The sequence below is a fragment of the Pseudomonas hamedanensis genome (genome assembly GCF_014268595.2).
GTDB lineage: Bacteria > Pseudomonadota > Gammaproteobacteria > Pseudomonadales > Pseudomonadaceae > Aquipseudomonas > Aquipseudomonas hamedanensis.
The window spans coordinates 5,858,928-5,871,688 of sequence record NZ_CP077091.1 but is presented as its reverse complement, the minus strand read 5'-3'; the positions used below and the strand labels follow the sequence as shown (position 1 = coordinate 5,871,688).

At 62.2% G+C, this 12,761-nt stretch carries 14 protein-coding genes; 10 read left to right on the top strand and 4 right to left on the bottom strand.

Features of this window, described 5'->3' with window-relative positions; genetic code table 11:
• Positions 1–16 precede the first annotated feature (16 nt).
• The 10 genes from HU739_RS25780 to HU739_RS25735 all read left to right on the top strand — a co-directional run bounded on the left by HU739_RS25780 (position 17) and on the right by HU739_RS25735 (position 7,356).
• Positions 17–679 (top strand): riboflavin synthase, encoded by a 663-nt coding sequence (locus tag HU739_RS25780; protein ID WP_186546748.1) that lies wholly within the window; start codon positions 17–19, stop codon positions 677–679.
• A 21-nt stretch (positions 680–700) separates the two neighbouring features.
• On the top strand, positions 701–1,792 hold the full coding sequence (gene ribBA, locus HU739_RS25775; RefSeq protein WP_186546749.1) for a bifunctional 3,4-dihydroxy-2-butanone-4-phosphate synthase/GTP cyclohydrolase II: 1,092 nt from the start codon (positions 701–703) through the stop codon (positions 1,790–1,792).
• Positions 1,793–2,042: 250 nt separating this feature from the next.
• Complete coding sequence (ribH, locus tag HU739_RS25770; RefSeq protein WP_003228649.1) at positions 2,043–2,519, top strand: 6,7-dimethyl-8-ribityllumazine synthase; 477 nt, start codon at positions 2,043–2,045, stop codon at positions 2,517–2,519.
• Entirely contained in the window at positions 2,516–3,016 is a 501-nt protein-coding gene (gene nusB / locus HU739_RS25765) for a transcription antitermination factor NusB (protein WP_186546750.1), read from the top strand. The genes ribH and nusB overlap by 4 nt, the downstream gene beginning before the upstream one ends.
• Positions 3,017–3,043: 27 nt before the next feature.
• Positions 3,044–4,009: a thiamine-phosphate kinase gene (gene thiL / locus HU739_RS25760; RefSeq protein ID WP_186546751.1), complete on the top strand. Its 966-nt coding sequence runs from the start codon at positions 3,044–3,046 to the stop codon at positions 4,007–4,009.
• Positions 4,006–4,509: a phosphatidylglycerophosphatase A family protein gene (locus tag HU739_RS25755; protein WP_039761886.1), complete on the top strand. Its 504-nt coding sequence runs from the start codon at positions 4,006–4,008 to the stop codon at positions 4,507–4,509. Before thiL ends, HU739_RS25755 begins: the two co-directional genes overlap by 4 nt.
• A gap of 31 nt (positions 4,510–4,540) precedes the next feature.
• Positions 4,541–5,278, top strand: coding sequence for a substrate-binding periplasmic protein (locus tag HU739_RS25750; RefSeq protein WP_186546752.1), 738 nt, complete (start codon positions 4,541–4,543; stop codon positions 5,276–5,278).
• A 244-nt stretch (positions 5,279–5,522) separates the two neighbouring features.
• Complete coding sequence (gene ribA, locus HU739_RS25745; RefSeq protein WP_186546753.1) at positions 5,523–6,140, top strand: GTP cyclohydrolase II; 618 nt, start codon at positions 5,523–5,525, stop codon at positions 6,138–6,140.
• Entirely contained in the window at positions 6,137–6,556 is a 420-nt protein-coding gene (locus HU739_RS25740; RefSeq protein ID WP_186546754.1) for an MFS transporter, read from the top strand. Before ribA ends, HU739_RS25740 begins: the two co-directional genes overlap by 4 nt.
• Positions 6,556–7,356, top strand: a complete 801-nt coding sequence (locus tag HU739_RS25735) for a cobalamin-binding protein (protein WP_186546755.1) — start codon at positions 6,556–6,558, stop codon at positions 7,354–7,356. The genes HU739_RS25740 and HU739_RS25735 overlap by 1 nt, the downstream gene beginning before the upstream one ends.
• Positions 7,357–7,494: 138 nt before the next feature.
• Here HU739_RS25735 and HU739_RS25730 read toward each other — a convergent pair whose 3' ends face one another.
• From HU739_RS25730 to HU739_RS25715, 4 genes are all read right to left on the bottom strand, one after another.
• The gene (locus HU739_RS25730) at positions 7,495–9,378 is read right to left on the bottom strand and encodes a TonB-dependent receptor domain-containing protein (protein WP_186546756.1); all 1,884 of its coding nucleotides are present in this window, start codon (positions 9,376–9,378) and stop codon (positions 7,495–7,497) included.
• A 166-nt stretch (positions 9,379–9,544) separates the two neighbouring features.
• Entirely contained in the window at positions 9,545–11,443 is a 1,899-nt protein-coding gene (gene dxs, locus HU739_RS25725) for a 1-deoxy-D-xylulose-5-phosphate synthase (RefSeq protein WP_186546757.1), read from the bottom strand.
• Between the two features lie 91 nt (positions 11,444–11,534).
• Entirely contained in the window at positions 11,535–12,422 is an 888-nt protein-coding gene (gene ispA / locus HU739_RS25720) for a (2E,6E)-farnesyl diphosphate synthase (protein WP_186546758.1), read from the bottom strand.
• Positions 12,419–12,661: an exodeoxyribonuclease VII small subunit gene (locus HU739_RS25715; RefSeq protein ID WP_003228627.1), complete on the bottom strand. Its 243-nt coding sequence runs from the start codon at positions 12,659–12,661 to the stop codon at positions 12,419–12,421. Before HU739_RS25715 ends, ispA begins: the two co-directional genes overlap by 4 nt.
• Between the last annotated feature and the right edge of the window lie 100 nt (positions 12,662–12,761).

Sequence of the window (12,761 nt, the reverse complement as noted above, 5' to 3'; positions counted from 1 at the left end):
TCTCAAGGAGAACCCCATGTTCACCGGCATCATCGAATCCATCGGCAGTATCCGCGCACTGACCCCAAAGGGCGGTGATGTGCGGGTCCACGTGGCAACCGGCAAGCTCGACCTTAGCGACGTCAAACTGGGCGACAGCATTGCGGTCAACGGCGTTTGCCTGACTGCGGTCGAGTTGCCGGGCGACGGTTTTGCCGCCGACGTCAGCCGCGAAACCCTGGATTGCACCGCCATGAATGACCTGAAAAGCGGTAGCCCGGTCAATCTGGAAAAAGCCCTGACCCCGACCACGCGTCTGGGAGGGCATCTGGTCAGCGGTCACGTCGACGGCGTCGGCGAAGTGGTCTCGCGCAGCGACAATGCCCGCGCCGTGGAATTTCGCATCCGCGCGCCCAAAGAGCTGGCCAAGTACATCGCTCATAAAGGCTCGATCACTGTCGACGGCACCAGCCTGACCGTTAACGAAGTCGATGGCGCCGAATTCATGCTGACGATCATTCCGCACACCCTCAGCGAAACCATCATGGCTTCGTACAAGCCAGGGCGCCGGGTGAACCTGGAAGTCGACTTGCTGGCGCGTTATCTGGAGCGTCTGCTGCTGGGTGACAAAGCCGCCGAGAAAACTACCGGCAGCACGATCACCGAAAGTTTTCTGGCCCAAAACGGCTACCTCAAATAATTTAAAAGAAGGGGGTGCCTTGTGGCGCTCAATAGCATCGAAGAACTGGTTGAAGACATCCGCCAAGGCAAGATGGTCATCCTCATGGATGACGAAGACCGCGAGAATGAAGGCGACCTGATCATGGCCGCCGAATGCTGCCAGGCTGAGCACATCAACTTTATGGCCAAGCACGCCCGTGGCCTGATCTGCATGCCGATGAGCCGCGAGCGCTGCGAGCTGTTGAAGCTGCCGCTGATGGCGCCGCGCAACGGTTCCGGTTTCGGCACCAAGTTCACCGTATCGATCGAAGCCGCCGAAGGCGTGACCACCGGCATCTCCGCCGCCGACCGCGCGCGCACCGTGCAGGCGGCTGCCGCCAAGGACGCCAAGGCTGAAGACATCGTCAGCCCGGGCCACATCTTTCCGCTGATGGCCCAGGCCGGCGGCACCCTCGCTCGCGCCGGTCACACCGAAGCGGCTTGCGACCTGGCGCGCATGGCCGGTTTCGAGCCGAGCGGGGTGATCTGCGAAGTGATGAACGACGACGGCACCATGTCCCGTCGCGCCGAGCTGGAAGCGTTCGCCGCCGAACACAACATCAAGATCGGCACCATCGCCGACCTGATTCACTACCGGATGATCCACGAACGTACCGTTCAGCGGATTGCCGAGCAGCCACTGGACAGCGAACTGGGCCAATTCAACCTGGTGACCTATCGTGATTCGGTGGAAGGCGACGTGCACATGGCGCTGACCCTGGGCACCGTGTGCGCCGAGGAACCGACCCTGGTCCGCGTGCACAACATGGACCCGTTGCGCGATCTGCTGATGGTCAAGCAGCCGGGCCGCTGGAGCCTGCGCGCCGCCATGGCCGCGGTGGCCGAGGCCGGCAGCGGTGTGGTGCTGCTGCTCGGTCACCCGCTCGATGGAGACGTGCTGCTGGCGCATATTCGTGAAACCGCTGATCAGGCGCCGACGAAAAAACCGACCACCTACAGCATCGTCGGTGCCGGTTCGCAGATCCTGCGTGACCTCGGCGTACGCAAAATGCGTTTGATGAGCGCACCGATGAAATTTAATGCGATATCCGGTTTCGATCTGGAAGTTGTAGAATACGTGCCCTCCGAATAATGACCCGGAGATTCGTATTGCTGGTGTACACCGATTGTGGCGAGGGGATTTATCCCCGTTGGACTGCGTAGCAGGCCAAAAATAGGGGCCTGCTGCGCAGTCCAGCGGGGCGGTGCGACGTTTCGCTAAATCCCCTCGCCACAGGGTGTAGTTGAACGGCAATGCGGTATTTCCGCCCCTGTTATTCGTGGCTAAATATCACTGAGGGACGCGTAGCAGACGCGTCCCGGCTCTTTAAGAGAACTGACGAATGACCCTGAAGACCATCGAAGGTACCTTCATCGCCCCCAAAGGCCGCTACGCTCTGGTAGTGGGCCGCTTCAACAGCTTCGTGGTTGAAAGCCTGGTCAGCGGTGCCGTGGATGCCCTGGTTCGCCACGGCGTGAGCGAAAGCGACATCACCATCATCCGCGCACCGGGCGCCTTCGAAATCCCGCTGGTTGCGCAGAAAGTCGCCCAGAAAGGCGAGTTCGCCGCGATCATCGCCCTCGGCGCGGTCATTCGTGGCGGTACTCCGCACTTCGAATACGTCGCAGGCGAGTGCACCAAGGGCCTGGCCCAGGTGTCCATGGAATTCGGCGTACCGGTCGCCTTCGGCGTCCTGACCGTTGATTCCATCGAGCAAGCCATCGAACGTTCCGGCACCAAGGCCGGTAACAAAGGTGCCGAAGCTGCCCTGTCCGCTCTGGAAATGGTCAGCCTGCTGGCGCAGTTGGAGGCCAAGTGATTAGCGACGAAAGCGATCGTTTCAACCCGCGCGATCCGAAACCTGCGGATGCCGGCAAGCCCTCGAAAAGCGTCAAGCGTCGCGAAGCCCGTCAGCTCGCCACTCAAGCGCTGTACCAGTGGCACATGGCCCGGCAATCGCTGAACGAGATCGAAGCGCAGTTTCGCGTTGATAACGATTTCACCGATGTCGACGGCGCCTATTTCCGCGAGATCCTCCACGGGGTTCCGCAGTTCAAGACCGAAATCGACACCGCCCTGACGCCTTGCCTGGATCTGACGATCGAAGAGCTGGACCCGGTTGAGCTGGCGGTTCTGCGCCTGTCCACCTGGGAACTGCTCAAGCGCGTCGACGTGCCATACCGCGTTGTGATCAACGAAGGTATCGAGCTGGCCAAGGTGTTCGGTTCGACCGACGGCCACAAGTTCGTCAACGGCGTGCTCGACAAGCTGGCCCCGCGCCTGCGTGAAGCTGAAGTGAAGGCGTTCAAGCGCTGATTGGCGCTTGAGCACTTTTTCTCAGCCATGGGCGAATTTGAGCTGATCCGCAATTTCTTCGCCGCCGCGCCTTGTGCGCAGGGCGGCGAGGGCGTTGCTCTGGGGATTGGCGACGACTGCGCCTTGCTGGCGGTTCCCGCTGGGGAGCAGTTGGCTATTTCCACCGATACGCTGGTGACCGGCGTGCACTTTGCCGACCCCTGCGATCCGTTTCTGCTCGGTCAGCGCTCGCTGGCCGTCGCGGTCAGCGATCTGGCCGCCATGGGCGCCACGCCCGTAGCCTTTACTCTTGCTTTGACTGTGCCGACGGTAACCGCCGATTGGCTGCAAGCCTATGCCCGAGGCTTGAACCGCATGGCGCAAACCTGCGGCGTGGCGCTGGTCGGCGGCGACACCACGCGTGGGCCGCTGAGCCTGACGGTCACTGTGTTCGGTCGCGTACCCGCGGGCCAGGCCTTGACCCGCAGCGGCGCACAGCCGGGCGATCTGCTCTGTGTCGGCGGCGAACTGGGCAATGCGGCCGGCGCCTTGCCGCTGGTCCTCGGGCAACGGGACGCCGCACCGCAAATTGCCGGGCCGTTGCTTGATCATTATTGGTCGCCACAACCGCAACTCGCCCTCGGTCAGGCCCTGCGAGGCAAGGCCACGTCGGCGCTGGACATCTCCGATGGCCTGCTCGCCGACTGCGGCCATATCGCCCTCGCGTCGAAGGTTCGGCTTGAGATTGAACGCGAGCGCGTACCGTTGTCGGATGCTTTAGTCGCGTTTCTCGGTCAGCGCGGCGCCGAGCGTGCGGCGCTGAGCGGTGGCGATGATTACGTACTGGTCTTCACCTTGCCGTCCGCCGAGTTACCGGCGCTGCTGGCCGACGGCTGGCCGATCCATGAGATCGGTCGCGTGGTGCCGGGCGAGGGCGTGGTGCTGCACGACCGCGAAGGGCACGACATCACCCCGCACATTCGCGGCTACCAACATTTTCAGGAGACACCGTGACAGATCACCCGAAACAGGTTCCGGCCGAATTCGTGCCGCCGTCGGTCTGGCGCAATCCCTGGCATTTCCTTGCGTTCGGCTTCGGCTCGGGCACGCTGCCCAAGGCGCCCGGCACCTGGGGCTCGTTGGTGGCCCTACCGTTCATTCCGTTGTGGCAGATGCTGCCCGACTGGGGCTACTGGCTGATGCTCGGGATCACCATGCTGTTCGGCTTCTGGCTGTGCGGCAAGGTCGCCGACGACCTGCGCGTGCACGATCACGAAGGCATCGTCTGGGACGAAATGGTCGGCATGTGGATCACCCTGTGGCTGGTGCCGGAAGGCTGGTATTGGTTGCTTGCGGGTTTTCTGGTGTTCCGTTTCTTCGACATTCTCAAACCCTGGCCGATTCGCTGGATCGACAAGCATGTGCACGGTGGCGTCGGGATCATGCTCGACGACGTGCTGGCCGGTGTGTTCGCCTGGCTGGCAATGCAGGGGCTGGTGTGGGTGTTCGCCTGATCCGAATCAGGATTGAGTGAGGGGCAGATTGATGGTGCGACATTGGTTGGCGCTGCTGGTGCTGGTAGTGCAGGGCGCCGTTGCTCAAGCGCAGGAGGCCGCGCCTTTGCCTGCGGTGATCCATCTGGCCAGCGAAGACTGGGAAGACTATACGGCTGCCGACGGCCATGGTCTGGCCTGGGACGTGTTGCGTAAGGTGTTCGAACCGGCCGGGGTCCAACTGGATATGCGCACGGTGCCGTACACGCGCTCGGTGGGGCTGGTGCAATTGAAGGAAGTCGACGCGCTGGTCGGCTCCTACCGTGACGAAGCCGAGCACGTCCTGTACCCGCAGTGGCATTTCGACTCCGATCATATCTACGCCCTCGGCCTGGCAAGTCATCCCCAGCCGACCCCGGCCACGCTGGGCCAGTATCGGCTGGCCTGGGTGCGCGGTTACCGCTATGAAAATTACTTGCCGAACATTAAACGCTACAACCAGATCGAACGGCGTAGCGGCATTCTGTCGATGCTCAAGCAGGGGCGCGCGGATTACTACATCGATGCGCTGACCGAGGTGGAAGCCGTGGTGCGCAACGCCGCCGACCCGGCTCAGTATCGTTATTCGCATCTTGCCGAGTTGCCGCTGTTTCTCGGGTTCGCCGACACTCCACAGGCCCGGGCGCTGATGGCGCTGTATGACCGGCGTATGGCGGAACTGGTGAAGAGCGGGGAGTTGAAGCCGATCTTCAAGAAGTGGCAGCAGCCGTATCCGTTCAACCCGAACTGAAGCCCAACACAAATCCCCTGTAGGAGTGAGCCTGCTCACGATAGCGGACTGACATTCAACAATGATGTCGCCTGATCAACCCCTATCGCGAGCAGGCTCACTCCTACAAGGGACCGATGCAGGGCAGTCTGTCATCAAACTTTTTGATCGTTATGCCCGATAATTCAGCCTAAGCGTCGGCAGGAAGCTGCTGTTACAATGCCGGCCTGCGAATTTTCAGAATTTTTAGATCAGGAGCACACCGGTGCCTGTCGTCTTTGTTGCCGCTTGCAAGCTGCCAACGCCTTATGCGCAATTCACCATGCACGGGTTTCTCGATGAAAGCACCGGCCGCGAGCACGTCGTGCTGAGCCTGGGTGAAATTGCCGACGGCGCTCCGGTACTCGGCCGTTTGCATTCCGAATGCCTGACCGGCGATGCCTTGTTCAGCCAGCGTTGCGACTGCGGCTCGCAACTGGACGCCGCCCTGCAGGCGATCGCCCGCGAAGGCCGTGGCGTGCTGCTATACCTGCGCCAGGAAGGGCGCGGCATCGGTTTGCTGAACAAGATTCGCGCCTACGAATTGCAGGACGGCGGCGCCGACACCGTTGAAGCCAACGAGCGTCTGGGCTTCGCTGCCGATCAGCGCGACTATGCGATGTGTCTGCCGATGCTCGAGCACTTGGGTGTGAAATCCCTGCGCCTGATGACCAACAACCCGCGCAAGGTCAAAGCTTTGACTGACATGGGCATCGTCGTCGCCGAGCGCGTGCCGCTGCACACCGGCCATAACCCGCACAACAAACTCTATCTGGCGACCAAGGCCAGCAAGCTCGACCACATGATGGGCAACGAGCATCAGGGCGAGGTCGACCGCGCGTGACTCGCGGTCAGGTTCGGCGGCGGTTGTCGGTGACCTGGTGGCAATACCTGGCGCTGGCCCTGCTGCCGCTGTTCGTGCTCAACGCGCTGTTCGGCGAAGGCCAGGGCCTGCTGCCAGTGCTGGCGATGCCCCTGTTCATCGCCGGCGTCGCCTCGATGTTTGTCAGCCTGAAGTATTTCGGTCGCTACAAACATGCACTGATCGCCACGCAAAAAGCCCTCGATACCACCGATGAACCCGCCGCCTGGATTGCCCTCGCGGCGTGCCGGCGCACGGCGTTCCTGGTGGCGTCGTTGCCCGCGTGGATCGGTGCTCTGGCGGTGTTCGTCGGTCTCGAAGCCGTACCGCTGATGCTGCTGGCGTTGTCCACCGCCGTGCTGTTCTACCTCTACCGTATTCCGCGTCAACTCGGTTGATGCACCGTCTGTGCCTGGCGGTTCTGCTGCTTGCCCTGAGCAGCCCGGCGCTGGCCGCGTTGCGCGTGGTCAGCCTCGCACCGTCGCTTTCCGAAATCGTCGTTGAGCTGGATTCCGCCGACCTGCTGGTCGGTGTGCTGGACGCCGGCGAACGGCCAGGGGCGATTGCCCATATTCCTTCTGTTGGTCGCTATGGCCAGCTCGACATGGAGCGCTTGCTCAGCCTCACCCCTGATCTGTTGCTGCTCTGGCCCGGCAGCGTCGGCCCGGCACAGCGTGATCAATTAAAGCGTCTGGGCATACCGACCTTCGTCGCCGAACCGCACACTCTGGACCAGCTCACCGCGCAGATCCAAGCCATTGCCCAACAACTCGGTCGGCCTGAGCGTGGCGTCCAGCGCGCAGCCGAACTGCGCCAGACACTCGATGCCCTGCGCCAACGCTATCGCCGTGACGTGCCGTTGCGGGTGTTTTATCAGGTCTGGGACAAGCCGTTGTACACCGTCGGTGGCGGGCAAATCATCAGCGATGCGTTGCAAGTGTGCGGGGCGCGCAATGTGTTCGATGATCTGAATTTGCCGGCGCCGCAAGTGAGTGTGGAAGCGGTGTTGCAGCGCGATCCCGAGGTGATTCTGGCTGGCGATCAGGCGCAGCTTGAGGCGTGGAAGGTGTGGCCGCAGGTGGCGGCGGTCAGGCAGGAGCGATTGCTAACGGTTGCCGACAAAGGCCTTGAGAGACCTAGCGGGCAAATGGTCGAAGCCACTGCCAAGCTTTGCCGGTTGATCGCGCCTGACCGGTAGACCGCGTCGCCTCCATTCGCGAGCAAGCCCGCTCCCACATTTGATTGGTTTCAACCATGAATCTGAGGTGCAACCGAGATTCATTGTGGGAGCGGGCTTGCTCGCGAAAAGGCCAGTCAATCCAGCACAAATCAAGGATCAGAGTTCAGGTGTCCAGGTCACCCCAAACATCCACGCCCGGCCTTCCTCGCGATAGCCATACTGTCCGCCGTCATAACTGTAATTCGCCCGGCTGTAATCCTTGTCCAGCAAGTTATCCACCTTCAAGTCGAGCTTGATCTCACGGTTCAGCGCCCAACTGCTGCGCAGTCCGAGCGTGCCGTAGCCGCCCAGGGACTGGGTGTTGTTCAAATCGTCGTAACTGCCGCTGACCAGTTGCCAACTGGCGCCCAGCCCCAAGCGATCGAACTGCCGATCCAGATCCCAACTGGCCGTGCGCCGCGCCCGTCGCGCCAGTGTATGCCCGGTATCGCGATCACGCGGATCAATGATTGCCACGCCAAGATTGCTCTGCCAGCCAAACAGATCCTGCTTTACTGTCGCTTCAAAGCCATTGATCCGCGCCGATGCAACGTTCTGCGGGCGTGAGTTGCTGCCGAAGATAATCGCGTCTTCCAGGTCGGTGCGATAAATCGAGGCTTCCAGGCGGGTGTTGTCATTCAACTGACTGCGCCATTGCAGTTCGTAACTCTTCGAAGTTTCCGGTTTCAGCTTCGGGTTGCTGAAATCGGGGTAGTACAAGTCGTTGAAGGTCGGCGCACGGAAGCCTTCGCTGTAGCTGAGCAGCACATCGTTGTCCGGGTTCAGCGGCAGGGTGAAGGTGCCGCTCCAGGTGTTCTGGCTACCAAACTGCTGGTTATCGTCGTGGCGCAGGCCCAGTTCGGTGGAGAAACTGTCGGCCTGATAGCGATGCTGGATAAACGCTGCGCGATTCCAACGGCTGTCCTCGTCGAACGCAGTGCTGCTGTTGATCCGGTCTTCGTACCAGTCGCCGCCGAGGATCAGGCTGTTGCGTGCGTCGAGCGTCAGGTCGTTCTGCCAGTTCACCGAATCGCGGTAGGTGTTGAATACGGTGCGCTCGTCGCTGAGCTTGTCGAGGGTCTTCTCGCGATTCTCCGTGTGGCCGAACTCTAGGCGGGTTTTCCAGGTTTCGTTGATCCGCGCATCGACATAACTGCTGAGGCTGCTGACATTGAAATCGCTGTACGGCTGCTGTTGCACCGACTCGAATGTGTCCATGTCGAAGCGGCCGAACGGGTTGTCGAATTCGCTTTTGCCACGGTTATCCAGCAGATTGGCGCCGACTTCGATGTTCTCGGTCAGCGCGTGGCTGAGGCTCAGACTGAGGGATTTGTTGCGGTAGGCGTCGTCATCGCCGTCGCTGGGATATGAGTCGTGCGTGCGATCGATTCCGGCGGTTTCATCGAGGCTGGCGCCGAGGTTGAAGCGGGTTTTCTCATCGCCGCCGGACAGGCCGAGGCTGCGCTCCCAGGTTTGATGGCTACCGAAGCCGAGGTGCAGGCGCGGCTGCAAGCCTGGTTCGCTGCCTCGGCGCGTGAAAATTTGAATCACCCCGCCAATCGCGTCGCTGCCGTAAATCACCGAGCGCGAGCCGCGCAGCACTTCGACGCGTTCGATCTGCTCGATGTTCAGATGTTGCAGATTGCTGTCGCCGGACGTTGAGTTGCCGATGCGCTGGCCATCGACCAGCACCAGGCTTTGCGCCGACTGCGTGCCGCGAATGTAAACCCCCGGCAGACTGCCGCGCCCGCCAGCCTGCGCTACTTGCACGCCCGGTACACGACGCAGCAGATCAGGCACGTCGCTCGGTTGCAGGCGGTCGATGTCTTCGCGGGTGAACACGGTGTTGGCGGCGCTGCTGTCGTTGCGCGCCTCGACCTGGCGGTTGGCGCTGATCAGTGTGTCGGGGAGCTTCAGCGCCTGATCGCGCTCGAAGGTGTCGGCGAGGGTGCTGGCGGTTGGCAGCAGGAGCAAGGGCAGGGCGAGGCGCGAGAGGTTCATCGTTGATCCGTGAGAAACTTCAGGTGTACACAAAACTTTCTGTTTCCACAAAACACTGTGGGAGCGGGCTTGCCCGCGAAGAGGCCGGCACATTCAAGATCAATGTTGAATGTGCCAACGCCTTCGCGGGCAAGCCCGCTCCCACAGGAGATGTGTGTTTTCCGACTTAACGGTTAAGCAAGTCCAGCCGCTGGCGAATCGACGCTTCGATCCCGGCCTCATCCAGACCGCACTCGGCGAGCATTTGCGCCGGTTTTGCGTGCTCGACGTAGATATCCGGCAAGCCCAGATGCAGCATCGACTTGAGGATGTTCTCGCGGGCGAGGAATTCGCTGACCGCGCCGCCGGCGCCGCCCATGATCGCGTTTTCTTCGAGGGTCACCAGCAACTCGTGGCTACCGGCAATCTCGCGCACGAGCGCTTCATCCAGTGGCTTGACGAAACGCATGTCGACCACCGTGGCGTCGAGCTTCTCGGCGACTTTCAAGGCTTCGCTCAGTTGCACGCCAAACACCAGCATGGCGACCTTGCTGCCTTGGCGACGGACGCTGCCCTTGCCGATTTCGATCGGCTCCAGGTCTTTGTCGATAAGCGCATTCGGGCCGCTGCCGCGCGGGTAACGCACCGCCGCCGGACCGTTGTAAAGGTGGCCGGTGGTGAGCATTTTGCGCAGTTCGTTTTCGTCGCTCGGGGTCATGATGACCATGCCCGGGATGCAGCGCAGGTACGACAGATCGTAGCTACCGGCGTGCGTCGGGCCGTCTTCGCCGACCAGACCGGCGCGGTCGATGGCGAACAGTACGTCGAGGTTCTGTACGGCGACGTCATGCACCAACTGGTCGTAACCGCGTTGCAGAAACGTCGAGTAGATCGCCACTACCGGTTTCGCGCCTTCGCAGGCCATGCCGGCGGCGAACGTCACCGCGTGCTGCTCGGCAATCGCCACGTCGAAATAACGCTCGGGGAAACGCTCGCTGAACGCGACCAGATCCGAGCCTTCCTTCATCGCCGGAGTGATCCCGACCAGACGGGAGTCAGCGGCCGCCATGTCGCACAGCCACTCGCCGAATACCGCCGAATACTTCGGCCCGCCGGCGGCTTTTGGCGCAGCGGCCGGGGCGTCCAGCGGTTCGAGTTTGGTGATGGCGTGGTAACCGATCGGGTCGACTTCCGCCGGGGCGAAGCCTTTGCCTTTCTTGGTGACGATGTGCAGGAACTGCGGGCCTTTGAGATCGCGCATGTTGCGCAGTGTCGCGATCAGGGTCGGCAAATCGTGGCCGTCGATCGGGCCGATATAGTTCCAGCCCAGTTCTTCGAACAGCGTGCCGGGAACCAGCATGCCTTTGGCGTATTCTTCGGTGCGACGGGCGATTTCCCAGGCGCCGGGCAGGCGCGAGAGGACTTTCTTGCTGCCCTCGCGCATGCTCGCGTAGGTGCGGCTGGAAAGGATCTTCGCCAGATAATTGGACAGCCCGCCGACGTTGCGCGAGATCGACATGTCGTTGTCGTTGAGGATCACCAACATGTTGGCGTTGACTTCCGGCGCATGGTTCAGCGCCTCGAAGGCCATGCCCGCGGTCAGTGCGCCGTCGCCGATCACGGCAATGGCCTTGCGCTCGCTGTCTTGCAGGCGGGCGGCAATCGCCATGCCCAGCGCGGCGCTGATCGAGGTGCTGGAATGACCGACACCAAAGGTGTCGTACTCGCTCTCGGAGCGGCGCGGAAAAGCGGCGATGCCGTCCTTCTGACGCAGGCTGCCCATGCGTTCGCGACGGCCGGTAAGGATTTTATGCGGATACGCCTGATGACCCACGTCCCACAGCAACCGGTCGTCCGGCGTGTCGAAGACGTAATGCAGCGCGATGGTCAGCTCGATCACGCCCAGGCCGGCACCGAAATGCCCACCGGTCTGACCGACCGTGTAGAGCAATTCCAGGCGCAACTCATCGGCCAGGGTTTCCAGCTCGGCTTCGCCTAACCGGCGCAGGCCGTCCGGCGTGTTCGCGCGGTCGAGCAGGGGCGTGGTCGGGCGCTTGCGGGGAATCTCATGAAACGTCGTGGGCATCAGGCGAATCGTTATAGGTATAAAAGATGCGGCAGTTTACCTGATGCATCGTCCCCTGCCCACGCGTTGGTCTTTTTTGGCCGATACGCCGTCAGTTGCGCCGCTCGACGATATACCGGGCCAACTCGCGCAGCGGCTCGGCTGCCGCGTCAAACGGTCGCAGGGCGTGCAGCGCCTGATCGCGCAGTTCCAGAGCGTAGGCTTTGGCGGCGTCGAGGCCGAGCAGCGCCGGATAGGTCGGCTTGTCCCGAGCGATGTCGGCGCCCTGGCGTTTGCCGAGGGTGGCGGTATCGCTCTCGACGTCGAGGATGTCGTCCTGCACCTGAAACGCCAGACCGATGGCCTGTGCATAGGTCTGCAACGCCTGAAGCTGATCGGCCCCGGCGTGCCCGCTGGCCAAGGCGCCGAGTCTGACGCTGACTTCGATCAGCGCGCCGGTCTTGTGCCGGTGCATCTGTTCAAGCGCTTTCTGATCGAGTTTGAGGCCGACCGAACCGAGGTCGATGGCCTGGCCGCCGACCATGCCCGCCGGGCCTGCGGCCTGCGCCAGCGCAGTCACCATTTGCAGGCGGGTATCGCTGGGGCAATCACTCAGGCGCGGGTCGAGCAGGGCGCTGAAGGCCAGGCTCTGCAAGCCGTCACCGGCGAGAATCGCGCACGCTTCGTCGAATTTCTTGTGAGTCGTAGGCTGGCCGCGACGCAGATCATCGTCGTCCATCGCCGGCAAGTCGTCATGTACCAGCGAGTAGGCGTGGATCAATTCGACCGCGCATGCCGCGCCGCTGGCCTGTTCGGCCTGGCCGCCGAGCGCCTCGCACGCGGCGTAAGCCAACAATGGACGCACGCGTTTGCCGCCGTTCATCACGCTGTAGCGCATGGCTTCGTAGAGCCGCGCCAGCTCCGGCAACGGCGCGCTGAACAAAGTCTCCAGCGCCGCGTTGACCCGGGCCTGACTGGTCGCCGAATACGCTGCAATCATTCTGGCTGTTCCGCGTCGAAGGGTTCCTCGGCGAGCTCGCCATCGCGCTCCAGCAGCACCTGCACCTTCTGCTCGGCTTGCGCCAGCGCCGCCTGGCAGTCACGAGTCAGGCCGATGCCCTGCTCGAAAGCGGTCAGCGAGTCTTCCAGCGACAATTCACCGTTCTCCAGACGCTCGACCAGTGTTTGCAGGTCGGCGAGGGATTGTTCGAAATCCAGTGCAGCTTTTTTGCGGGCCATGGCGGCAATTTCCGGTAGACGTTAAACCGGCGCGACACTAGCAGATAGGGGGGGTATGGGCAAATGAGCGGGCCTTGCCGCGGCTTATCCCTGTGGTGAG

Excerpts from the sequence above, each read along its gene's own strand:
- dxs (WP_186546757.1), bottom strand. The coding sequence starts at position 11,443 with ATGCCCACGACGTTTCATGAGATTCCCCGCAAGCGCCCGACCACGCCC.
- HU739_RS25780 (WP_186546748.1), top strand. The coding sequence starts at position 17 with ATGTTCACCGGCATCATCGAATCCATCGGCAGTATCCGCGCACTGACC.
- HU739_RS25715 (WP_003228627.1), bottom strand. The coding sequence starts at position 12,661 with ATGGCCCGCAAAAAAGCTGCACTGGATTTCGAACAATCCCTCGCCGAC.
- thiL (WP_186546751.1), top strand. The coding sequence starts at position 3,044 with ATGGGCGAATTTGAGCTGATCCGCAATTTCTTCGCCGCCGCGCCTTGT.
- HU739_RS25730 (WP_186546756.1), bottom strand. The coding sequence starts at position 9,378 with ATGAACCTCTCGCGCCTCGCCCTGCCCTTGCTCCTGCTGCCAACCGCC.
- ribH (WP_003228649.1), top strand. The coding sequence starts at position 2,043 with ATGACCCTGAAGACCATCGAAGGTACCTTCATCGCCCCCAAAGGCCGC.
- HU739_RS25750 (WP_186546752.1), top strand. The coding sequence starts at position 4,541 with ATGGTGCGACATTGGTTGGCGCTGCTGGTGCTGGTAGTGCAGGGCGCC.
- HU739_RS25735 (WP_186546755.1), top strand. The coding sequence starts at position 6,556 with ATGCACCGTCTGTGCCTGGCGGTTCTGCTGCTTGCCCTGAGCAGCCCG.
- ispA (WP_186546758.1), bottom strand. The coding sequence starts at position 12,422 with ATGATTGCAGCGTATTCGGCGACCAGTCAGGCCCGGGTCAACGCGGCG.